The organism is Antarcticibacterium sp. 1MA-6-2 (genome assembly GCF_021535135.1).
GTDB lineage: Bacteria > Bacteroidota > Bacteroidia > Flavobacteriales > Flavobacteriaceae > Gillisia.
In genome coordinates, this window is record NZ_CP091036.1 from 3,450,986 (window position 1) to 3,472,046 (window position 21,061).

Consider the following 21,061-nt stretch of genomic DNA (forward strand, 5'->3'; position numbering starts at 1 on the left):
GTTAGTTCTTCGAATTTAATTCCCAGTTCGCTTTCTTTAGTGGAGATACCATTCTCTTTAGGAGGTTTAAATTTCTGTAGCCCACATTTTCATAATTTTCCAGGTAAAGATTTTCCGTATCCTTGTAATGTTCCAGAATGTTTAAGATGTCATCTCCACGTTGTTTTATACCATTCTCTTTAATGAACTCAACCATATCAGGTTTTTGAATAAGGTCAAGAAGATCACGTGGCTTTATATTGTAATCCAAAAGGTAATCTGCCCTTAAAACATTCTCGTCCTGTAACTCAAACTGGTTTTTTATTTGATTGTTAAATTTTGGAAGGGTAATATTTAATTCGGTAAGCAGTCTCTCAAACCCGTCAAGAGATATACCTACCTTTTCATCATTTTCCACGTTTTCAAAATATTCTATTAAACTGAAAATTTTATCTTCAAGAGTACTACCTCTAAGATTTTTTATGTTTAAGCTATTCTCGCAAAGCTCATTTAAAGTTTTTTTCTTTTCGGTTAAGGTAGTTCCCTCCTTGTAAATATCATTGGTAAGCAGGCCGGAAAAAGAAATTCCTTCTTTTAATATCTCTTCTATTTTTTCAGAATAGCTCAACTTGCGATTAATATTATGCCTTTTTGCAATTTGATTTATTATAGGTTCCCTCAGCAATTTTAATGTTCTTCGGTAGAATTTGTTAGCAACCTCTTTTTCGCGAATTTTCCTTAAAAGCCGAACCATTTCATCGGCAACATAAATAGTACTGTCTTTTTTAGAATAAAAAATCACTCCTATATTCTTAAGGCTATTTATTACTTCCTGGATCTCGAACTTCTTAATTGGCAGTATTGAATAATTAATAAGCTTTACTTCTTCCTGAGATAGCTCCAGTTGCCGTGCCAGAGTTAGTATGATGGACAATTCATCGGAACTAATCTTAGCATCCCTATTATTTCCAATATCATTATTGTACGCAGTATGTAGACAGGACTTATAAATTTTATAATCTCTAATCCTGGCATCCCCTAATTCAGATTTTCCTTCTTTTAATTCAGATTCTAAATTTTTAATCCCATTCTTCAGATTTTTTATTTCCTTTTCGTAGAGCCGCGAAAACCAGTCCTGTCTCATGATGCAGTTGCCATCACGTATTATAATATCAATAAGAATATCTAATTGCGAAGAAGCCTCTTGAAATTCGCTATGAATGCATTCTGCAAACTCATCAGATATAAGAAGAAAAATTTTAGAAATATTCTGGTTATCTACAGATTTCAAACCTTTGTCTGTAGCACTCAATATTTTCTCAATTTCCTTGATATTTTTCGGTTGCTTTGAAATGATATTGTCTACAATTTTGATAAAAGAATTCTTTTCTAAAGAACCAAGTTTATCGAGAATCTTCTCTAATTTCATGGTGAAACAGCTTTAAATTAGGATTACAGGTTTAGGCCTTTTTTCTAATTCTGCAGGTAGGGTAGAGCAGATTCAAAAATTATGAGAAAGTAAATCTAAAAATTTTCTTAAAACTTTGACTAATGAATTGAAATTTTTAAAATTTCGTTTTTGGATTTATATCAATCTTCCCAGCCGCAAATGTCTTTTCCCAGTTTTTTAGCATCAGTAAGAGTTAATTTCTTTATCTGTGCTTTACATGCACTTAGTCCGCGGCAATTTTTATTAAAATGATATTTTTTACCGCCTTTACTGTCACATATAAAAACGTCCTGTACAGTAAATGGCACGTACACCGTAGCAGAAGTACTGAGGGCTGCTACGCAGAGAATTAGAAATAACTTTTTCATAATGGGGGGAAATTAGATTAGTGCTTTACTGGTTCAAAATTAAAGTTGAATTTTATTATCTAAAGTCCCAGGGAGCCACAGGATTTTTATCCTGCCATAATCCAATGTTTAATTTCCGAGCTTCCATTTCCAGAGCATCATAGGACATATCGTTACTATACTTTTTGAAATGCCAGGCGTATCCGAGTTTTACCATTTCTTTGTTCACATTCATCCCTTTCTCATTTATAACCTCCGCTATTAATCTTCCTCCCATATCAAATTCTCCATTAGTTATAATAGTTACAATTTGCCCAAAGCAGAGGTTGGAAATAACTATTTTGGCTTTATTTCCAAAAGCTTGTTTTCCTCTTTTCTCCGGAGCATCAATATGTTCCATGCGGATTCTTAGAGGGAGTTCGTGGTATAGGATATCAACTGTATCTCCATCAATAATACCAGTTACTTTTGCTTTAAAGAGAATTTTTCCTCCGGCTAAATCTGCATTTGCCGTTTGAGAACCTGTTTTTCCTACAACAGCGGAAGCTTCCGACTGATTGCAGGAAAAGGTAATTAGAACAAAGAACAGGAGGGGAAGTAAACCTTGCATTAATTAAGTTTTTAAAATAAAATCCTGGATGATCTTATCCATGTTAGAAGGAAGATCGGCATTTTTAATTTCATACCGGGCTACGCCCATTTGTTGGAACCAATCGCTCCAGAAATTTTTAATAATTTCTTCCTCGTAAACATTTTTTGTATCTGGATTAATACCTAAAACGAGAACTTCGAGATTGTCTAAATTTTGAGCCGCAGGTATAAAACCGAAGTTTTCATCTTCAAATTTTTGTTTCCAATTGGAAGAATTTAATTTGATGCTTCGAATATATTCTGGAGTTAAAAAACTGGTCTTATTTCCTTCGGTGATGCGTGTATCTTTATGGAACATATAACCATCTGTAAGTATAACAAGGATATTTCTATATCCTTCTTCAATGCTGTAGTCCTGTACTTTATTTTTAAAAAATTTCCAGGTATCAGAGCCAATGAATTTGTCATCTTGAATTGCCAGCTCATATATTTTTAAGGGTTCAGTTTTATAAGTTTCAGAAAATTCAGCTAATATTTCATTAGAGACATTCATTTTGGTCAACTTGTATTTTAAAGTTTCCGAAATTGAATTAATTTCTTTATTTAACGGTTCTGGTTCAAAAAAGAGCTGAATATTATCATTAATCTGCCTCACCTTTTTTGTTCCGAGGTGGGATTCAAAAGCATCAGAAACAGACTTTACATAAGCCACATCTCTTTGATAATATTCCATTGCAGGATTGGGGTATTTGTCGGGATTTATCCTGTCGGAAAGATCAAGAAGAATACTTATGTTTAGATTTGTGCTTGTTGTATTATCAGAAGGTATTTGAGCTACTTCTTCCTCCTGCGGTTGAGATACGGGTGTATCACTTTTGCAGGAAATGCCTAAAAGTAACAAAAGAATAAAGTATTTCGGTTTAATTTTATTACTGCTCATCTTTTAGTTTTTAGAATAAATTAGGTGTTGGTAATCAGAATCACTTAAATTCATCTTTGCCAGATATTCAATAGATGTTCTTTCACAATCTTCCAGTAAATTATTCTTTTGTTGTGTGGGTAAAGCAATTTCAGTATTTATTGCCTGAAACCATCCTTCTTTATATTGTGAGTGATAAAGAAGATATTCTTTAATTGGAAAAATGAAACCGTTTATTTTGGATTGAATCTCAGTAATTCTTCCCTGCACCTCTGTCATTTTATCTCTAAACCCATCCAGCTTTTCTTCAATTTCTTTACGTGTATGTTGTAAATTGAATATTTCCTCCTTTTTGTGTTTTATAAATACTTTTATTTTGTCAATATTCTCGTATTCCTTCATAATAAAGTCAAACACAAGCCCCCAGATTATGTATACCACAAAACCTGCAAAAATTATCATCCAGAATTCTGCTTCGGTTAAAGCTATTTCCAGGTCATAAGGAGGAGAATTTAATGTCTTATTAAAATCATATATTTTCTTCTCAATTTGATAAGCAAGAAGTGCATCAAATAAAAATGTTATTATTAGCAGACTTCCTAATTTTAAATAATTGAAAAACCCTTTTCCTTTCTGCATCATATGTATTACGTAACCCAGACCCATAAAAACAAAAGGAATGGTAACAACAAGTAAACCTTCCAGCCAGCTATCGTTAAATGCATTAGTAAAAGCATCTTTGTCGAAAATTGCCGCGGAGAGAACATCATCAGTAAATTCTTTAAAGAAAGCAGAATACGAAGCAGAAATATAAAAAACCAATAAGTATAAAGTGATTGGCAGGAGTACAAACAATCCTATATAAAATTGAGCCTTGGGCCTCTTATCTGCATCTACTCCATATTCCCCGGGATTATTTTTTACATCTACAATTTCCCTTTTTACTGTTTCAATTGCTTCTAAAATATCTGATTCCTTTTTTTCAAAAATCCCTAAGCTAGGTTTCTAATTTTCGCAGTTCAGTGCGCAATTTTTCTTGCTCTTCCCTGTAAGGTTGTTTAAGTCGTTCCTGTTCCGCCTGTTGGCGTCTACATTGATCTTCGAAACTTGCAAAGAGGTTCTGGAAACAGGCTTGTAAGACAATAGGTTTTCCCGAAGCTTTTGTGGAGGCAGCAAAACCGCTTTGATAATAGGTAATCCTTATCTGTTCCCGGTCTTCAATATTTTCCTCAAGTTCACCATTGCCAGTAGAATTATTATTTACTGAGTTTTTAATTGCGAATAAATTCCTAATTGATTCCATAAATCATCCGTTAAGTTTTTTAATAATTTCAGGTTTGGATACTCCTTTTTGAACACAGACCAGTAAATAATCAGCAAGTTCATTTACATTTTCATCCAAAAATTCAAATTTCCTACAGTATTTTCTCAGAGTATTTATTTCGTCTTCAGTTATAACATCATCGGCCAGTATCATGCAGGCGAGATCGTAGAGGTATTCGATTCTTGTAGTGATATCCTTTGGTATGCTGGTAGAATGATCGACGGGATTTAGAAGGAGTCGGTCCAGTTCGTCTTTAGGAACACCCCTGTCATCAGCAAATTGATATAATAATTTAAGTTCCAAAACATCAAATCTGTCATCGGATAAAGCCATTTGATACAATCTTAAAAAATGACTTTTTAATTCGGTAGGAATAAGAATTTTTTCCATTGGTTAGTGAATTTTAGTGAAGAAGAAAAAGCTGGAGATACAAAATGTTATGAAGAAAAGGAGGCTTAAAACGCAACCACCTTTTGAACTTTTGGAAAATGTTTTGCGATAGGTGGCACCAGGAACACCTAGTTCTTACAGAGTAGCCTTTGGAACTTATCGATCCCACTTTTGTCCTGATGCTTGGGGAGATACCCGATTTGCTTATGTTTAAACCGAGGCCTTTTCCTAAATTAATCCTCTTTTGAAATCTGAAGCCCATTTTGGTAGATTATTTACCAAACATAAGCACTCTGTAATTCAGATTGTTACGGTTTCCCGTAAAAGGAGGAAAAATTTTTGTGAATTGTTTAACAGAAATAAAAAGAAGGGGTTGTGTGAGTATTTAAACGGTTGATGTTGTTTATTACGAATTCTATTTCACGAAAAGCTTAACCGCAATTGTATAAAAAATTATTTCTGGAGTTATTGTAAGCTTTTTCCTCCTAGGTATGCCATCCTGATTGCAAATTAAATCGCATTTCCCATTAAAAAAATTCTGAATATACTCTTAGTCATTGGGTTTGTGTCTATGGGGTCTCAATTTGGGATGCTTTGGTTTTGATTCTGGTGTAACTCGTCTTCTTTTGTCAGGTGTACCGTCATCTTTCTTAGGTTTTGGTCCTGGTTTAATAGCTTTTATTGAAGTCATAATCCGGAATTAGACTGTGAAAAATTTATTTATATCTTATAAAAATACTCTTCTCAAGAACTATCCAGGTACCTTTTACCGTACCACTTAATACAAGAATTTTAATAGAATTATTCGAGTGAAAGAATTATTATTTAGCGAATATACTTTTCAATCATATATTCGGTAATGGGTCGCAAAGTTTTTCCGTTTTCGGGATGTATCCCCGGAGCAGTGAAAAATTCCAGTTTGTTATTGCTCTTATCGTACTAAATCCTGACTTCTCCATTCTCAAAAAAAGTGGTGGTATCTGTAACCTTTATTTTTTTAAAATTTTCATACAGATAAGGAATAAACTCCCGTTCCAGTTCGGCGCCGTTACAGGTAGTTCTAATATACTGGTCTTCTTTCCAAACCATACATGTTTTTTCTCCACTTGTATAACCTATAAAAGCAGAAATTCCAATAATGGGAATAAATAACAGAGCTGCAAAAAGAGATTTTCTGGGAACGTAAAATTTTGGTTTAGCCATATTCCTCTTTCCTCCTTCAGGATTTCCTGAATGTTCTACAACAAAACTTTCATAATTATTATAACCCAAAAATTGAGCAAGAAAATCTTTAGTTTCCTTACCGGGGGTAGATTCCCTCTTGTAATATCGAATCAAGGATTTAGCAGAGATAGGGTATTTAAATTCCGTTAAAATATATTCTGAAATATATTCAGCTCTGCCATTCGCCGAATCCTTACCTGTTTCTTTTTCGGCTTTTTCAAATGCTATTTCTAAAAGTTGGTCAGTCATTTGGATGAAAATCAGCTGTATAAAAGTAAGAAAACTTCTCTTGTTTCCTTACGGAAAACCACAAAGACATTTTTGTCCAGGAATTGTCCAACTATTGTCCTGTCTGTGTCCAACAGGTCCTGCCTTTTCCTTCTTTAATTTGATCTGTGATTGAGAGTAACCTTCGGAATTGCAAATCGGGAGCACGCGCACCTCTTTTTCATAAATATGATTGGTACGGCCGATAGGGCCACCGGGAAGTAGTTCTTTTCTGCCGTACCGAATCATTACTTCCCATCATACCCGCCTTCGCGGCATTCAAGATTTACCTGTAAAAAATTCTGGTTTTCAACCAGCAGGAAATCAATTGTCAAATTTTTCAAAAAGATAATAATGAAAAAAGTAAGCTTAATAGTATTGATTCTGTTAGGGAATTTATCTCTTATCTCTTGCACAGGAGAGAGTTTAGCAGAAATAATGAATTCCCCTAACCTCTCTTCAACTGATGGTGAAAAAGAACAGGTAGAACCCAAAGAACAACCACCGGAAGAAGAACCATAACATGAATAATTGAACTTAAAGCCGCTGTTTTAGCGGCTTTTTTCATTAGTTTATTTTCTCTCGAAATAATCCTCCAGCTTTTTTTCCAATAAGGGTAAATGAACTGAAGAAACAAATTATAACAGAGAACATTACATTGAGAGGTCCTGAGGAACAAGTTACCTTGTATGGAAAGCATTCTGGGTTTGGCAATAGAACAGTATCTGAATTCCTGGCAATTTTAAATTAATTTTTTTTCCTTTTGCCTCCAATGTTAGGGTTTTCACTTTATATTAATGAGCCAAAAAAGAAGCAAATGGATTTACAACTTAAGCACAAATTATTTTTGATCTGTGGTGCCTCCAGCGGATTTGGGAGAGCGATAGCGGAAAGTTTGTTACAGGAAGGGGCTCATGTTTTTGCTGTGGCGCGAAGGGAAGAAAAACTAAAGGCTTTACAGCAGGAATTTCCGGAGCAGGTGGAAATCTTTGTCGGCGATCTAACAAAAGATGCGGTTATTTCTGAATTGGAGAAACGGCTTGAGAAAAAGCAACTGCACGGAATGCTGCTGAATGCTTAGGTGGTCCGCCAAGCCCTGGCGGCGCTGGAAACCAATATACAGCAATGGGATAAGGCTTACTAGGTCAGTCTTGCGTTGGAAAGTGGAACTGGTGCTACGCCTGCTTCCTATTTTTCAGAAACAACAGTACGGCAGAATCTTGTTTCTGGAGAGCCAGTCGGTAAAACAGCCTATTCCTTCTTTGGTGCTCAGCAATTCTTTTCGCGCGGGTGTCGTGGGATTTGCCAAGACCCTGGCGCTGGAAATTGCCAAAATGGGAATCACCGTGAACGTTCTGGCCCCGGGTTCTCATGAAACTCCGGCAATAGAACGGGTGATTCAAAAAAGAAGTGAGGATAGTGGGAAGTCGCAGGAGGAAATGCGCAGGAAACTGGCCGAAGATATTCCCGTGGGAAGAATGGGAAAAGCTGAAGAATTTGCCTCTCTGGCCACCTGGTTGCTCTCACCGCTCTCAGGGTACGTCACTTAGCCAAACTCTTAGTCACGACGGGGGAAATATAAAAGGATTATTTGGGTAGGTTCAAGGTTCAAGGTTCAAAGTTCAAAGTTCAAGGTTCAAGATATTTAAAAGCCTAAATCCCCTCAAAGAAGTAAATACTCTAAGAATGCTTAATCAGGTTGGAAACATATATAATGGCTAAGCAGCAGATTGTATTTGATCTGGCCAGAAATATAGATTTTCAGTCCAGAATGGTTATGACTTCAAATGAAAAAGCAGTTGGAGGAAGAACCAGCGGATTAATAGGTCCGGGGGAAACGGTAACCTGGTATGGGAAGCATCTTGGGGTATGGCAACATCTAACTACCAAAATAACAGATTTTGATGAGCCACATTTTTTTGCAGATGAAATGGTAAAAAAAGGTTTAAGGTTTAAGGTTTCAAGTTTCAGGTTGGAGCTCGCCTGATTAAGGTTGCCTATTCAATAAAACTTACAACTTACAACTTACAACCTACAACCTACAACCTATAACCAACAACTCTCCACTCTCCACTTCACCCGATCACCCCAAAAGTTATGGCATAATGGTTGATTTGCTGCTAATTCATAATTCTCTAATTCGGCAGCCCCTCTTTATGAAAAAATATCAAAGGTTTCCCCTCTTCAATTTTAGTTTAACTTGTGCTCCAAAATTTAAACTTTATAAATCCTCCCCCCGGAATTCTTGCCCTGGTGCTAATTTTTTCACTCCTTCTTGGGAGCTGTGCTGCAAATAGAAATATTGCAGAGGAAAAGGTTACTGTAGGCGGTAATAAAATCATTCCGATAAATATTCTCGAGGAAGTTAAAATTGCCCTCTCACATTACCCTGAACTTGAGGATGTGAAAATCGAGTTCAGATATAAGAACAAGATGAAGAATTCTTTTATGCAGGCACAGCCAAAAGTTGCGGACCTGTTCAAAGGAAAAAAAGAGCGTAGCTATAATGTTTATATGAGCAGTAAGTTCCTCATCAAAGACGCAGAATTTGCTATGGCCGATGCACCTTCTGAAGTACTTATAGGCTGGCTGGGGCACGAACTGGGTCATATTATGGACTACCGCGAAAAATCAACTGCAGAGCTGCTGAAATTCGGAGCCCGGTATTCCTCTTCAGAAAAATTCATTAAAAAAGCAGAACGCACAGCCGATACTTACGCAATCAACCACAGGATGGGCAATTATATTTTTGCAACAAAAGATTTCATCCTCAATCACTCGCAGTTAACAGATTCATATAAAAAAAGAAAGGCCCGTCTATACCTCTCTCCACAAGACATCCTTGTGATGGTAAATGCCCTGGAAGAAATTGCGGAAGAGGTTGATTAAAGGGTTCAAGGTTCAAAGTTTAAAGTTCGAAGTTCAAGGATTCAGGGACAGGGTTTCAAGTTCAAGGTTCAAAGAATAGGGTTTTGGTTTCAAGTTTCTGGAGTGGATATGCTTTAATAAAGTAGACTTTCTGGAACTAACCATCAACCAACAACCTACAACCTATAACCTATAACCTATAACCTATAACCTACAACCTACAACTTTCCACTCTCCACTCTCCACTTTGATCGCTAGCCCAGGATCTGTTTCTGTTTATTATAAAAAGCATCCGTCTGCAGTTGCATGAGCTCGCGGGCTTTTTTTCGCTTGTAGTCGTAGAGTTCCTGCTCCTCGGCAATGTCTGCATATACCCGATTGTTCACACTAAGCATCGGTTTTAAGGATGAGTTCCCGCTGCTGAATTTGTTGTGAGACCCAGGTTTGAAGTGCGTTTTCCTCTTCTTCCAGTTTCAGGTCGTAGGCTCCTTTCGGCGATAGCAGCTTGGCAATAATAGGGGAGGTCTCAATTGCCAGGAACAAGAGCATAATAAACAAAGGTGGCAGGAACGGCAGTTTGTTTAAAGCATTTATTCGCGCCATAAGTCCGTCAAAGCCATCAATAACAGGCTGCGACTCATTTACTTTGGCCTCATAATCTTTGTTTAAGGAATCGATCTTCCCCTGGGCAACTTCGATTTTACCAGCATTTGTTTCCTTTAATTCCTGAAGAGCCAGCAATTCTGCATCATGCTTTTCCCTTTTTTCAGCATATACCGGGCCTTTGCCTAATTTTTTGGTTCCGGCTGTACCTTCGGCTTCTGTGATATAGGTGTTGTAGAGGGCGTTTACCTCCGCTTCCTTAGCAGACACTTCTTCCTTTAAGGATGCTATTTCCGCATTAAGAGCGGATATCTCCGGAGTAAACTGGGTGGCGATCTGCTCCTGGTTTGCGAGGGTCATATCATTTTTTTGTTCCAGCAAGACCTGGTTGATCTCTTTCTCAAAAATTTTAAGCTCCAGCGGTTTGGCGATCACAATTGCTATGATTACTGCCAGAATAATACGCGGGGTGGCCTGAAGAAACTCACTCCTGAAGTTGTTTTTCTTTTTGATCGTTGAGACGATAAAACGGTCCAGATTAAAAATAAGGAGACCCCAGATCAAACCGAAGAAAACTGCGGTAAGATAATTGTCAAATACCGTGTAAAGCGCATAAGAAGAAGCGATAAATGCCATGACGGCCGTAAAGAAAACAGTGGCGCCTATGCCTGCATATTTTGTTTGTTCGCCGGGAGAACAGGAGTCAAGTATCTTAGTGTCTGCCCCGGAGCAGAAGATAAAAAAGCGTTTGAACATGATGTTTGTTTGATTGATGAAACTTTATAACGCTGATTTTCAAGATTTCTTACGCGGATCGAAGTTAAAAGTTAGAAGTTAAAAAGTTAGAGGTTAGAAGTTAGAAGTTAAAAAGTTAAAAAGGAAAGGGGAGCGGCTTTCAACGTAAAATTCCGGGGACCAAATTTTATTAGAAAATATTAAAACAGCAAACTACAAACTTACCCCCACCCCAATATTAAGATTGGAAGTATATTCCCGGGTGTTTAGCGGAGTTTGACTGTCAAAATAATAATTGTAAAGCGTGAAAACTTTGAACCAGCCGGAGAGAGGAATGTCGAGGCGGAATTGCTCCAGGATCCTGTAATCGTTCAAATCCCTGTAAAGCGGCTGATAATAAACCGTGTTGGCAACAGAAAATTTCTGGGATTTGGCAGTATAATTTAATGTAAGGTAGGTGCTGTTGCGGTGGTTATAATTGGTAGTTCCTGCCCGGTCACTATATTCGACTTCATACATATAACTGTTGCTTAAGCATAACCGCTAAAACGTCTCCTGTCTATCCACTTTACCCGAAGTCCGGCACCTACCAAGTTGCGCTGTTCCACGACCAAAAGTTGGTTGTACTGGCCCTGGATAAAACTCTCGAATCTCAATAACTCTAATCCTTCAAATTTATAATTAAATCGGCCGTGCAGAAACCATGCATTCTGTAGATTTTCTTCTCCGGAATCTATAAGCCTGTAATTCCCCACGAAAAAATAAAGCTTCCTCAGGTCTTTTGATTTCAGCTGCGTACTTAGGGCAGCATCTATCTGGTTTACCTGGTTGCCGTCATTATTGGTGTGGTTAAAAGAAAAATCGGCGTTTAGTGCAAACCTCACCGAATCTGTCTGCATACGTTTCGATTCAATATTCACGAGTTGCGCAGTGAGGAGAGCAGGGATGAGGCTAAAAATGCTTAGGAGAAGGAATCTTATCATTTGCCAAAAGTAAAAAAAGCCCCTCAACACACAAAAGGGAGTTTGAAAGTTTGGAGTTTGTGTAGGTTGTATGTTGTAGGTTGGAGGAAAGTGGAAAGTGGAGAGTGGAAGGAGGATAGTCTGGGCGCGGGAGAAGTTTGTAAATTGGAAACAGTGGAAAGAGGAAAATCTGGGCGTTGGAAGTTATGTTGTGTAACTAACTAATATACTTAATATTATTCCACTGAGATTCTAATCTTTTTCAATTAACTTTCATAAAAATATAAATTTGCTATGCTAAATCAGCAGCCACCGGAGCAGTCTACGAAAAATGAAACCATTCTCCATTCCGGTGGAAAGAGATTATTTTTTAGTAAAGAATATATTGGTGAGTTTGTCTATGGTGGCATAGATGGCGCTATCACAACATTTGCTGTTGTGGTAAGTGCCGAAGGTGCAAGCCTTGGAATTTCGGTAGTTATCATACTGGGACTGGCTAATTTAATTGCAGATGGCTTTTCCATGTCTGTAGGTAATTTTATTTCTACCAAAACTGAAAAAGATAATTTTGATAAACACAGGCGGGTAGAATACTGGGAGATTGAAAACCTAAGGGAAAAGGAGGTGCAGGAAGTAAGGGAGATCTATAGTGCGAAGGGGTTTAGCGGAGAATTGCTGGAACAGGTAGTAGAGGTTATAACAGCCAACAAGGAGGTTTGGGTAGACACTATGATGAAAGAAGAACTCGAGATGGTGAGAGGTGAAAAAACCCCTTATAAAACTGCGGGAGTAACTTTTGTAAGTTTTATATTGGTGGGAGCTGTTCCCCTGCTTTCCTATGTGTTCATGAGTAATGATATCTCAACGCTGGACTCCCAACTTTTTCTTTACTCCTGTATTTTAACTGCAATTGCATTATCAATTGTAGGAGCTCTTAAAAGTTTGGTAACCGAAAAAAATGTACTAATTGGAATCCTGGAAACATTATTGTTAGGCGGAATTGCAGCACTACTGGCTTACTACGTAGGGGATGTACTGGAAAAAATGTTTTTGTAGTTTCAGTAACTGGCACAGAAATTAACCGGAAGGACCTAAAGATAAATGCATTTGTACAGAAGAACTTTCGGCTTCAAACTTCCAACTTCGATCTTCGATCTTCCAACTTCCCGCTTTTCTAACTTCGTACTTCCGACTTCCGACTTCCAACTTCCCGCATTTTTTAACTTCGTACTTTTAACTTCTAACTTCGTCCTTCGTACTTCAATTTTACTGGTAGATCCTTACGTAATCTATTTCAAAAGTTCCTTCGGAAAAGTCTGCCGGAACGTCACCGCCAAGGTTTCCGCCTATTGCAATATTCAACAATAAATAATGCGGATGATCGTAAGGCTTGTCGGCTGAGTTGGGTAATTCATAGACCAGTTCGTCATCCACGAAGGTTTTAATGCTGCTTGCCGTCCACTCCATGGCATAGACATGAAACTCTTCGGCTGTATTTTCAACCTGTAGTGTACCTCCCATGTTCTTGTATTCTCCGGTATTTCTGTCTCCCCAATGGAAGTGGGAGATGGTTTCATTTTTATTCCATCCTGTTTGTTCCAGGATATCAATCTCACCACAGCCAGGCCATTGTCCGCTGCCATACTGGCCCTGAAAAACACTTCCGGTTTCGTTGCAATTTGCGCCCAGGGTCCAGATCGCTTAGCCAGGTACCCGCTGCTGCAGGAAGTTTGGCCCGTACTTCAACGCGGCCAAAAGTAAATGCAAATTTCGAATTCAGGCGGGCCGAGGTGTAGGATTTCGTGGAGGCACCATAGGTATATTGCTCTTTTTGGGCTTTAATTTTTAAAGTACCGTCGCTCACATAAGAATTTTCAGGCCGGGCGGTGTAATGTTGTAATTCGTCATTGTGCCAGCTGCCATTGTTGGGCGGAATAACCTGATGATGCCATTTTTCTCCATCGGGATTTCCTTCCTCCTCAAACTCATCAGAAAAAACAAGGTTCGTGAATTTTTCATCAGACTTAAAAATGGTGAAATTCACCGTTTTGTTTATAAATTCTCCTGATTCAGAATAAGCCCAGGCTACAACACTGGTTGCATGTGTTCCCTCTCGTGGAAAAGTGTATTCTATAGTCCCAGAAGTACTTTCCTGAACTGCAGCATTGTCAAAACGGAAGGCGTATCTCACAGCATTGTCGGCCGTAGCGGTTACCTTAACCACTCCTGAACCATCTCCTTCTGGCTGTTGCTCTGTAGCACCAACTATGTTTACCTCTACCTGTAAGTTGGAAACGGCTGTAGTAAATTCTGAATCTCCGGAACTACAGGAGTTTGCAAGAAATAGCAGAAAAAAAGTCAAAGATAGGTAGCTCATAGGTTTTAAATTGTAAAAGGGATTATTCCTTATCATGTTCATAGTTCATTAGTTGAGCATTTATTCCTGATGATAATTATTCAGATATTCCGTGTTCAGGATTATTTACTGAAAAATACATTATCAATAAAGATTGTCGCACTTCCTGAGGGTTGTGCGGAATAGATCAATTGCGCAATATTTGCTCTTGTGGTCAATCCTGAAAAGTCTGAAAGCGGACGTTTTATAGAGATCCAGGTATTTTTTTCAGGATTGCTTATTGTTATTTCATGTTCCACATCATCACCGCCCTGAAAGCCACCATCTGCTCCAAAATCCACGAGTTTAATCCTGATCTCTGTAGCATCTGCAGTCCACACATCGGTATGAAAGAACTCCATTTCTGATGCATCTATCTGGTTAGCCACAGTTTCAACTCCCACATAGTTCAGGTCGCTGTACTTTTTCACTGCATTTCCGTCTATCGAAATATCTTCCAGTGTCCCTGCAGACCAGCAAGTTCTCCAGGTATCTACTGTTACATTTGAATATGCATTACTGAACAGAGAAATTACATCTCCCTCATCAATGTTGGGAGTGGGTGCTGCAGCTTCCGGTTCAGTTGCCGCAGTTGATTCCCTGTAAAAATAAACATTATCTACAAAGATAGTTGCGTTACCTGCAGGTTGTGCCGCGTAAATTATTTGTGCAATATTTGCCCTGCTGGTTAAGCAAGGTAAAGTCTGAAAGCGCAAGGTCTAAAGATACCCAGCTATTCCTTTGGGGGTTTGCTATGGTAATTTCATGTTCCACATCGTCACCACCTTCAAATGCGCCATCTGCTCCAAAATCCACTAGTTTAATCCTGATCTCAGTAGCATCGGCCGTCCACACATCGGTATGGAAGTATTCCATTTCTGAAGCATTAATTTGAGTTCCTACGGTTTCAACTCCTACGAAATTAAGTCCGCTGTATTTTTTCACCGCATTTCCATTAATAGAGATATCTTCTAAAGTTGCTGAAGACCACCCTGTTCTCCATGTATCTACTGTTACATCGGTATAAGCATCGCTGAACAGGGAGATAACATCTGATTCCGCACGGGTAGGTGCCGGAGCTGCAGATACCGGTTCAGTGGATATGCCTGAGCTGTTATAGAAATATACATTGTCTACATAAGTAGTGTTTTCCCCGGAAGGACTTGCAACAAAGAGCAATTGTGCAATGTTTTCTTTTGTGGTAAGCCCGGTAAAATCTGCAAGCGGAATATCAATCGCAAACCATTCCTTTTGTGTTGGATTGGCAATTACGATCTCGTGTTCCACATCATCCCCACCTTCAAAAGCAGCATCGGCTCCAAAATCAACCAGTTTGATCTTAAACTCTGTAGCATTTGCAGTCCAGATATCTACATGGAGATGAGTCATTGCAGTAACATCAATCTGGGATGCAACGGTCTCAATTCCAACAAAGTTTAAATCACTGTATTTTTTTACATTATTCCCGTCTATCGTAATTTCTTCCAGGCTTGCATTAGACCATTCTGTTCTCCAGGTATCTACAGTTACATTGGTGTAAACGTCACTGAACAAAGATATTACCTTATCTTCAGCAACAGTAGGATCGGGGCTTGGTTCAGTTGGCTCTGAATCATCACCGGGCTCCTCAGTAGCACCACCTTCAGCCAGAATTATGTCATCAAAATAATGTACTGTTGTGCCACCCTTGTCTCCGTTAAAATTGAAGAACAGTACCATTCTGTCGAACTTATCGGTATCACTTGGAGAAAAGGCAAATGATATCTCTTCCCACTCTTCAGCCTTGGTTGTGGTCATAGTAACTTCTTTCGAGACGGAACCATCAGAACTGTCTTCCAGTTTCAGGTTTACATTTTGGCCTGCAGCCGGGGAATAGACTTTTATTTTAATGGTTTGTTTTTCTGAAAAATCTACTTTTCCGGAGAGATCAAAGAAAAATCCGGCCCAGCCTTCCACACCTGCCGTTTGGGTAACTTTCATTACTTTATCTGAAGTATTTATGCCTTCCTTATCGGGATTATCAGCTTAGCTCAATGGTTAAGGAACCCGCAGCTTCTCCAAAGAAGGTGGTTTCAGGTGCACCGCATTCAAAGTTTATCACTCCCTCTGCAAGATTGGGGATTATTACTTCAAATTCACAACCTTCTACTAGTTCCGGCTCCACATAAGCAGATGGAGGAGGAATATCATCTTCCGCCTCGCAGGAAATCATTAAGCCGATTGCCATAAATACGAGAAGCAGCCTTAGAGGTAAATTAAAACTCTGTAGGTGTTGGTTTATACTATTCCGTTTCATTTCGTGGTTTTTTAGTTACCTTATTTTTTCAACTCTTAGTTATAGCCCTCGTTCTGCGGATAGTTGGGTCCAAGAAGGTCAATTTGCTGCTGGGGGATAGGCCAGTTTTTCATGTATTCCCTCAGGATGTTCTTAGGATTTCCTTCAGGGTAGGATTCGTTGAGGTTATCATTGTTCATATGATCCAGCAGGAAGGTGTATAGTTCTACAGTACGTTTTAGGGTATACCAGCGTTGGCCTTCAAATGCCAGTTCTCTTGCGCCTTCATCGAGGATTTCCTGCAGGTCTATTTCCGTAACAGGATCGGTATTTGCTCTTGTTCTTACGGCATTCAGGTATTCCAGTGCCTTTGCATTATTGCCCAGCATCATGTGGGCTTCAGCACCAATGAGATAGGTCTCGGCAAGTCGATAGATCATAATGTTCTTAAAATGATTTCTGTCCGTAGGCTCTACGGTTTCATCAAAGAATTTTAAAACACCCGGATTCTGCCTGCGGTAATACAGCATAAACTCATTTTGGTTGGTTTCACTGTTTGTGTATAGGTCCAGGGGTTCTCCTATCTCCTTGCCGGGGGGAAGACCACTCTCGTCATTGTATTTGTATTCAAAAATGTAATAAGTATTGTCTCTCCTGGTATCATTGGGATCTTCCTTAAGAAGATCTATAAGGTACTGATTCAGGGAAATAAATCCTGCTCCGGCCCCGCCATTTTCAACAGATTGTACCAAACCGGGAGCATCAGCATAAGAAGATACCATATTCCAGTTCAATATGTGCGGGCTACCACCACCTATGGTTTGAAACTCAAAATTCACTGCAAATAAGGTTTCTGAATGGTTGAGGTCTCCCGCAAAAACTTCAGCAGTAGTTTCGGTTAAACTGTGAGCACCGCTATTAATAACAGCATCAGCCTGTTCGGCGGCCTCACTGTAATCTTCTTCCCAAAGTGCAACCATAGCACGTAAATGTCTTGCGGCACCCTGGCTCCATCTTCCAAATTGCTCGGGATTGTAGCTTAGGTGTTCAATAGCAAAATCAAGATCTGAATGCAACAGAGCAAAGATCTCTTCTTCAGAAGATGCATCCTGAGGCACATCAAAAGCATTTTCAGGGGTTGTGGGTTCTGTGGTAATGAAAATATTATTGAAAAGGCGGTACAAAATAAAATAGGAATTCGCCCGCATAGTCTTTGCTTCTGCCAGGATCTGATTTCTTCTGTCCTCATCAACATCAGTTAAATTTTCAGCTCCGCGGATAATAGCATTTGCACGATCTATAATTCGGTAATAATACACCCAGTAGGCGTTGAGACCTTCCGAAGTACCATAGTCACCTAAACTTGCTCCCCATAAGAGTCTGCTGTAAAGGGAAACTTCTCCTGTTATTCCCGCACCAAGATCACTCTTGGCCTGTAAGATCAACGGAATGGTGCCGTTTAGTCTGTTGTCTTCGTAGATCGTCCTGTTAAGAGCATAAAGCCCTACAACTGCAGATTCCAGACCTTCAGGAGAGGAGTAAAGGAATTCAACAGAGGTATCTGACAATAATTTATCTTCCAAAAAGTCCTTTTCGCAAGACGTTGTCAACAGCACTGCAACAAGAATTAGAAAGAATCTTTTCGATAACAAATAAGCATTTATAATTTTCATCTTTTGCTATTTATTTAGTTTTATCTGGTCTAATTTTATATCCCTTTAAAATGAGAGGGAAATTAAATTAGTCGCTTAAAATATAATATTGGTTCCTATAGTGATATTTCTGGTTTCCGGGAACGAGGTGGCGCCATTGCTTAATGGGTCCTGTTCCGGGCTATAGGATTTAAAATCTGTAAATGTCAACAGGTTGGTTCCTGTAGCATAAATCTTCACGTTTTGGATTCCGGCCTGCGAAAAGGCTTTGTTCGGAATAGTATAGCCAAAAGTCAGGGTCCTCAAACGAATGTAGGAAGCATCACGTACTGCAAAAGGGAAGAGGTGCAGGTGAGTATCCGGTTTTGGTCTTGGATAATCAGCAGATGGGAATTCCGGAGTATAGTACTTGGTTCTTATCCCATTAATTGCTCCTTTCCAAAGTTCCCCGTTAGCAAGAACAGTGTTTAAGCGTGTTGCTCCCTGCACGAAATATACATCGGCAAAAAGTTCGAAATTTTTATAGTGGAGGGTGTTGGTAACAGAGCCATACCAATCGGGATCTGTCCTTATGAATACATTATCCCTGTTATCAATTTGGCCATTCCCATCCTGATCGATCACCCGAACATCTCCCGGTTGCGCTAAAGGATTTCCTGATCCTGCAATGTCATCTCCTACCTGGTAGATCCCGTCATACTTCGGCAGCCAGATATTGTTGATGGATTGTCCAATAGAAAGCCTTCTTCCGGAACTGTCTGTAATATCTATAGGATTTCCGTCATCATCCGTTTCGCTAAGGGAAATAACCTCGTTTTTATTAGTTGAAAAAATCAGCCCCATAGTCCATCTAAGATCTGCCGTCCTGATGAAGTTAGTATTTAAAGAAGCTTCAAGACCCTGGTTCTGTAATTCCCCCACATTAAAACGGATTACGTTAAAACCTGTAGTTCCCGCGATCGCTCTGTCTAACAAAAGATCTGTGGTGTTGGCTTTATAGTATTCCACGGTACCTTCAAAAAAGTTTTTAAATAATCTAAAATCGACTCCCGCATTAAAGGTGGTGGTAGTCTCCCATTTTAGATTCGGGTTTGGCAAACGAGAGGAAGCCGTTGCTCCACCCACCGTCTGACCATTAAAAACATAAGGACGATCATCTGCAACCCCAAGAGATTCCAAAGAATTGATCCCCTGGTTTCCTGTAGCTCCATAACTTAAACGGAGTTTCAGTTCGTTGATGTTCTCTGAGTTTTGCAGAAATGGTTCTTCGTGAATTTTCCACGCAGCAGAAACAGCCGGGAAATATCCCCATTTATTATTGGCTGCAAAAACAGAAGCTCCGTCTGCCCGTGCAGTGGCTTCCAGAAGATATCTGTTCAAATACCCGTAACGCACCCTGCCCAGAAAGGATAGTAGCCTTCTTTCTGAAACATTTCTAACATTCCCAAGGAGGGTAGTGGCATCGCCATTGTAACCCAGGGCATTGTTAGTGAATCCTGATTTATCAAGTTGGGTATATTCATTGTCCTGTTCGTCAAAGGCCTGCACTCCTGTAAAGTCGAGGCTATGATTTTCACCAATCTCAGGATTATAGGTTATTATGTTTTCAATAAGCACCTGTTTAAATAATGAATTCGCGAGCACGCCAATTCCGCCTATTCCTTCATCCCCCGCAGAGTGGAGGGAGGAGCGATAAATACCTCTGTTGGTGTTCCTGTTTCTAAGGAAAGTATTCAGGGTATAGCTTAAAGACGGAGTAAAGGCATAGGTGAGGTTTAGATTAACATCGGTGAGATTTGTCTTGCTTTCATCTACAGATTCTCTTTGGTCCCATAACGGATTTACTGCCGTTATAGAATTCCCAAGGTAGAACTTTACCAGTTCGTTGTTTTCATCAAAAGGTCTTGCCAGGGGCGTTATGGTAGTAAAGTTTAATCCTCCTGTTTCCTGGTCCTGATTAGAGTTTTGATAATTTATAATACCTCTGAAGGTTAGTTTATCGGTTAATTGCTGCTCCAGGTTCAATTTAAAAGTTCCTCTCTCAAAAGCGGAGCCGGGGATAATACCATCCTGGGTAAAATAATTTACACTTGAAAATATCTTGGTTTTCTCTGTTCCTGTTGAAAAGCTAAGGGAATGCGACTGAATTACCGCGTCTCTTAACACCAGGTCTTCCCAGTTTACAAATTCGCCATTTTCAATGGCTTCCAATTCAAAAGGGCTAAATATGTTCTGATCCCTAAGGTAATCGCCTGTGAACCTGTTCCTGTTTGCTTCTCTTCTTAGATCTATAAATTGTGAGCCGTCATACAGATTGAAATTCTTGGTCAGGGACTGGATGGTGGTATACCCATGGTAATTTATTGTGGATTTACCTTCAATACCTCTTTTAGTAGTTACAAGAATTACCCCGTTTGATGCTCTTGAACCGTAAATAGCGGTTGAAGCAGCATCTTTAAGAATTTCTATACTCGCAATATCATCGGGTGCAACATCATTTAAACTGTCAAATGGTACCCCATCAACTATAATTAGAGGAGAGTTACCGTTGGGTGCAACAGAAACATTTCCTCTTATTACAATATTTGATCCTCCACCGGGTCTCGCACTTCCAAGGTTTACCTGCACACCTGCAGCTCTTCCTCTAAGCATCTCAGAAACATTGGTGGTGGGAATAGAGGTGGCCTCATCAACTTCGACGCTACTCACAGAACCTACCACATTGCTTTTTCGTTGGGTACCGTAACCTACAACGACGACTTCATCAAGGGATTGGGTGTCTTCCTCCAGGTTTGCGCTAACGATATCCTTTTCGCCAACAGCTACTTCAATAGATTTATATCCGAAGTAACTAAACACCAGGATATCATCTTCAGTAACATTAGATAAGCTGTAGTTTCCGTCAAAATCGGTGACAGTGCCGTTAGTAGTTCCTTTTACCAAAACAGTGGCCCCGGGAATGGGTCCCATATTGTCAGATACCGTTCCGGTGATTGTTCTGTTTTGTGAAAATCCGTAAGCTGTAAAAAGGAGAAAAATAATTGTTATGATACCACATCTCATTTCAGTGAATTTTGGTT

At 39.2% G+C, this 21,061-nt stretch carries 25 protein-coding genes and 1 pseudogene; 6 read left to right on the top strand and 20 right to left on the bottom strand.

The genetic code is table 11. The features are described from left to right. Window position 1: 1 nt before the first annotated feature. The 9 genes from LZ575_RS17635 to LZ575_RS17670 all read right to left on the bottom strand — a co-directional run bounded on the left by LZ575_RS17635 (window position 2) and on the right by LZ575_RS17670 (window position 6,473). Entirely contained in the window at window positions 2-1,408 is a 1,407-nt protein-coding gene (locus LZ575_RS17635; protein ID WP_311195846.1) for a hypothetical protein, read from the bottom strand. A 161-nt stretch (window positions 1,409-1,569) separates the two neighbouring features. Continuing rightward, window positions 1,570-1,797, bottom strand: a complete 228-nt coding sequence (locus tag LZ575_RS17640) for a hypothetical protein (protein WP_235326096.1) — start codon at window positions 1,795-1,797, stop codon at window positions 1,570-1,572. A 55-nt stretch (window positions 1,798-1,852) separates the two neighbouring features. Further along, on the bottom strand, window positions 1,853-2,386 hold the full coding sequence (locus LZ575_RS17645; RefSeq protein WP_235326099.1) for a thermonuclease family protein: 534 nt from the start codon (window positions 2,384-2,386) through the stop codon (window positions 1,853-1,855). Between the two features lie 3 nt (window positions 2,387-2,389). Then, window positions 2,390-3,307 carry a hypothetical protein gene (locus tag LZ575_RS17650; protein WP_235326101.1) on the bottom strand — a complete coding sequence of 306 codons (918 nt, stop codon included), beginning with the start codon at window positions 3,305-3,307 and terminating at the stop codon, window positions 2,390-2,392. Between the two features lie 3 nt (window positions 3,308-3,310). Continuing rightward, complete coding sequence (locus LZ575_RS17655) at window positions 3,311-4,141, bottom strand: hypothetical protein (RefSeq protein WP_235326103.1); 831 nt, start codon at window positions 4,139-4,141, stop codon at window positions 3,311-3,313. 142 nt (window positions 4,142-4,283) lie between these two features. Then, window positions 4,284-4,589, bottom strand: coding sequence for a hypothetical protein (locus LZ575_RS17660; RefSeq protein ID WP_235326105.1), 306 nt, complete (start codon window positions 4,587-4,589; stop codon window positions 4,284-4,286). 3 nt (window positions 4,590-4,592) lie between these two features. Continuing rightward, window positions 4,593-5,000, bottom strand: coding sequence for a hypothetical protein (locus tag LZ575_RS17665; RefSeq protein ID WP_235326107.1), 408 nt, complete (start codon window positions 4,998-5,000; stop codon window positions 4,593-4,595). 13 nt (window positions 5,001-5,013) lie between these two features. Continuing rightward, a complete protein-coding gene (locus tag LZ575_RS24370; protein WP_409187172.1) occupies window positions 5,014-5,262 on the bottom strand; it encodes a DUF4236 domain-containing protein in 249 nt (82 codons plus the stop codon). Between the two features lie 677 nt (window positions 5,263-5,939). Further along, entirely contained in the window at window positions 5,940-6,473 is a 534-nt protein-coding gene (locus tag LZ575_RS17670) for a hypothetical protein (RefSeq protein ID WP_235326109.1), read from the bottom strand. Between the two features lie 372 nt (window positions 6,474-6,845). On the opposite strand from LZ575_RS17670, the gene LZ575_RS17675 reads away from it, so the two are divergent. The 5 genes from LZ575_RS17675 to LZ575_RS17690 all read left to right on the top strand — a co-directional run bounded on the left by LZ575_RS17675 (window position 6,846) and on the right by LZ575_RS17690 (window position 9,380). Next, on the top strand, window positions 6,846-7,013 hold the full coding sequence (locus LZ575_RS17675) for a hypothetical protein (protein WP_235326111.1): 168 nt from the start codon (window positions 6,846-6,848) through the stop codon (window positions 7,011-7,013). Window positions 7,014-7,308: 295 nt separating this feature from the next. Next, complete coding sequence (locus LZ575_RS22770; RefSeq protein ID WP_255702659.1) at window positions 7,309-7,572, top strand: SDR family oxidoreductase; 264 nt, start codon at window positions 7,309-7,311, stop codon at window positions 7,570-7,572. Next, complete coding sequence (locus LZ575_RS17680; protein WP_255702660.1) at window positions 7,565-8,041, top strand: SDR family oxidoreductase; 477 nt, start codon at window positions 7,565-7,567, stop codon at window positions 8,039-8,041. The genes LZ575_RS22770 and LZ575_RS17680 overlap by 8 nt, the downstream gene beginning before the upstream one ends. A 164-nt stretch (window positions 8,042-8,205) precedes the next feature. Then, window positions 8,206-8,478, top strand: coding sequence for a hypothetical protein (locus LZ575_RS17685; RefSeq protein WP_235326113.1), 273 nt, complete (start codon window positions 8,206-8,208; stop codon window positions 8,476-8,478). Between the two features lie 266 nt (window positions 8,479-8,744). Next, window positions 8,745-9,380 (top strand): hypothetical protein, encoded by a 636-nt coding sequence (locus LZ575_RS17690; protein WP_235326115.1) that lies wholly within the window; start codon window positions 8,745-8,747, stop codon window positions 9,378-9,380. Between the two features lie 233 nt (window positions 9,381-9,613). Here LZ575_RS17690 and LZ575_RS17695 read toward each other — a convergent pair. The 3 genes and pseudogenes from LZ575_RS17695 to LZ575_RS17705 form a co-directional block, all read right to left on the bottom strand. Further along, window positions 9,614-10,718, bottom strand: a pseudogene (locus tag LZ575_RS17695) (DUF4407 domain-containing protein). Between the two features lie 192 nt (window positions 10,719-10,910). Next, the gene (locus LZ575_RS17700) at window positions 10,911-11,216 is read right to left on the bottom strand and encodes a hypothetical protein (protein WP_235326117.1); all 306 of its coding nucleotides are present in this window, start codon (window positions 11,214-11,216) and stop codon (window positions 10,911-10,913) included. Window positions 11,217-11,227: 11 nt separating this feature from the next. Then, window positions 11,228-11,680, bottom strand: a complete 453-nt coding sequence (locus LZ575_RS17705; protein WP_235326119.1) for a DUF481 domain-containing protein — start codon at window positions 11,678-11,680, stop codon at window positions 11,228-11,230. Between the two features lie 273 nt (window positions 11,681-11,953). Between LZ575_RS17705 and LZ575_RS17710 the strand changes: the two genes are divergently transcribed. Beyond that, the gene (locus LZ575_RS17710) at window positions 11,954-12,715 is read left to right on the top strand and encodes a VIT1/CCC1 transporter family protein (protein WP_235326121.1); all 762 of its coding nucleotides are present in this window, start codon (window positions 11,954-11,956) and stop codon (window positions 12,713-12,715) included. Window positions 12,716-12,736: 21 nt separating this feature from the next. Here the strand turns inward: LZ575_RS17710 and LZ575_RS22775 are convergent, their stop codons facing one another. From LZ575_RS22775 to LZ575_RS17740, 8 genes are all read right to left on the bottom strand, one after another. Further along, window positions 12,737-12,865, bottom strand: coding sequence for a hypothetical protein (locus LZ575_RS22775; protein WP_255702661.1), 129 nt, complete (start codon window positions 12,863-12,865; stop codon window positions 12,737-12,739). A 60-nt stretch (window positions 12,866-12,925) separates the two neighbouring features. Beyond that, window positions 12,926-13,357: a glycoside hydrolase family 16 protein gene (locus LZ575_RS22780; RefSeq protein ID WP_311196126.1), complete on the bottom strand. Its 432-nt coding sequence runs from the start codon at window positions 13,355-13,357 to the stop codon at window positions 12,926-12,928. Next, entirely contained in the window at window positions 13,272-14,036 is a 765-nt protein-coding gene (locus tag LZ575_RS17715; RefSeq protein ID WP_255702662.1) for a glycoside hydrolase family 16 protein, read from the bottom strand. Before LZ575_RS17715 ends, LZ575_RS22780 begins: the two co-directional genes overlap by 86 nt. Window positions 14,037-14,137: 101 nt before the next feature. Then, on the bottom strand, window positions 14,138-14,770 hold the full coding sequence (locus LZ575_RS17720; RefSeq protein WP_235326123.1) for a hypothetical protein: 633 nt from the start codon (window positions 14,768-14,770) through the stop codon (window positions 14,138-14,140). After that, window positions 14,691-16,034 carry a carbohydrate binding domain-containing protein gene (locus LZ575_RS17725; RefSeq protein ID WP_235326126.1) on the bottom strand — a complete coding sequence of 448 codons (1,344 nt, stop codon included), beginning with the start codon at window positions 16,032-16,034 and terminating at the stop codon, window positions 14,691-14,693. The genes LZ575_RS17720 and LZ575_RS17725 overlap by 80 nt, the downstream gene beginning before the upstream one ends. Window positions 16,035-16,074: 40 nt before the next feature. Then, window positions 16,075-16,350 carry a hypothetical protein gene (locus tag LZ575_RS17730; RefSeq protein ID WP_235326128.1) on the bottom strand — a complete coding sequence of 92 codons (276 nt, stop codon included), beginning with the start codon at window positions 16,348-16,350 and terminating at the stop codon, window positions 16,075-16,077. 35 nt (window positions 16,351-16,385) lie between these two features. Then, window positions 16,386-18,002 (bottom strand): RagB/SusD family nutrient uptake outer membrane protein, encoded by a 1,617-nt coding sequence (locus LZ575_RS17735; RefSeq protein ID WP_235326130.1) that lies wholly within the window; start codon window positions 18,000-18,002, stop codon window positions 16,386-16,388. A 75-nt stretch (window positions 18,003-18,077) separates the two neighbouring features. Continuing rightward, a complete protein-coding gene (locus LZ575_RS17740; RefSeq protein WP_235326132.1) occupies window positions 18,078-21,044 on the bottom strand; it encodes a TonB-dependent receptor in 2,967 nt (988 codons plus the stop codon). Between the last annotated feature and the right edge of the window lie 17 nt (window positions 21,045-21,061).

What these genes read in the sequence shown, in the direction of transcription:
- LZ575_RS17635 (WP_311195846.1), bottom strand. Translation starts at nt 1,408, where the DNA reads ATGAAATTAGAGAAGATTCTCGATAAACTTGGTTCTTTAGAAAAGAAT.
- LZ575_RS17640 (WP_235326096.1), bottom strand. Translation starts at nt 1,797, where the DNA reads ATGAAAAAGTTATTTCTAATTCTCTGCGTAGCAGCCCTCAGTACTTCT.
- LZ575_RS17645 (WP_235326099.1), bottom strand. Translation starts at nt 2,386, where the DNA reads ATGCAAGGTTTACTTCCCCTCCTGTTCTTTGTTCTAATTACCTTTTCC.
- LZ575_RS17650 (WP_235326101.1), bottom strand. Translation starts at nt 3,307, where the DNA reads ATGAGCAGTAATAAAATTAAACCGAAATACTTTATTCTTTTGTTACTT.
- LZ575_RS17660 (WP_235326105.1), bottom strand. Translation starts at nt 4,589, where the DNA reads ATGGAATCAATTAGGAATTTATTCGCAATTAAAAACTCAGTAAATAAT.
- LZ575_RS17665 (WP_235326107.1), bottom strand. Translation starts at nt 5,000, where the DNA reads ATGGAAAAAATTCTTATTCCTACCGAATTAAAAAGTCATTTTTTAAGA.
- LZ575_RS24370 (WP_409187172.1), bottom strand. Translation starts at nt 5,262, where the DNA reads ATGGGCTTCAGATTTCAAAAGAGGATTAATTTAGGAAAAGGCCTCGGT.
- LZ575_RS17670 (WP_235326109.1), bottom strand. Translation starts at nt 6,473, where the DNA reads ATGACTGACCAACTTTTAGAAATAGCATTTGAAAAAGCCGAAAAAGAA.
- LZ575_RS17675 (WP_235326111.1), top strand. Translation starts at nt 6,846, where the DNA reads ATGAAAAAAGTAAGCTTAATAGTATTGATTCTGTTAGGGAATTTATCT.
- LZ575_RS22770 (WP_255702659.1), top strand. Translation starts at nt 7,309, where the DNA reads ATGGATTTACAACTTAAGCACAAATTATTTTTGATCTGTGGTGCCTCC.
- LZ575_RS17680 (WP_255702660.1), top strand. Translation starts at nt 7,565, where the DNA reads ATGCTTAGGTGGTCCGCCAAGCCCTGGCGGCGCTGGAAACCAATATAC.
- LZ575_RS17685 (WP_235326113.1), top strand. Translation starts at nt 8,206, where the DNA reads ATGGCTAAGCAGCAGATTGTATTTGATCTGGCCAGAAATATAGATTTT.
- LZ575_RS17700 (WP_235326117.1), bottom strand. Translation starts at nt 11,216, where the DNA reads ATGTATGAAGTCGAATATAGTGACCGGGCAGGAACTACCAATTATAAC.
- LZ575_RS17705 (WP_235326119.1), bottom strand. Translation starts at nt 11,680, where the DNA reads ATGATAAGATTCCTTCTCCTAAGCATTTTTAGCCTCATCCCTGCTCTC.
- LZ575_RS17710 (WP_235326121.1), top strand. Translation starts at nt 11,954, where the DNA reads ATGCTAAATCAGCAGCCACCGGAGCAGTCTACGAAAAATGAAACCATT.
- LZ575_RS17715 (WP_255702662.1), bottom strand. Translation starts at nt 14,036, where the DNA reads ATGAGCTACCTATCTTTGACTTTTTTTCTGCTATTTCTTGCAAACTCC.
- LZ575_RS17725 (WP_235326126.1), bottom strand. Translation starts at nt 16,034, where the DNA reads ATGAAAGTTACCCAAACGGCAGGTGTGGAAGGCTGGGCCGGATTTTTC.
- LZ575_RS17730 (WP_235326128.1), bottom strand. Translation starts at nt 16,350, where the DNA reads ATGAAACGGAATAGTATAAACCAACACCTACAGAGTTTTAATTTACCT.
- LZ575_RS17735 (WP_235326130.1), bottom strand. Translation starts at nt 18,002, where the DNA reads ATGAAAATTATAAATGCTTATTTGTTATCGAAAAGATTCTTTCTAATT.
- LZ575_RS17740 (WP_235326132.1), bottom strand. Translation starts at nt 21,044, where the DNA reads ATGAGATGTGGTATCATAACAATTATTTTTCTCCTTTTTACAGCTTAC.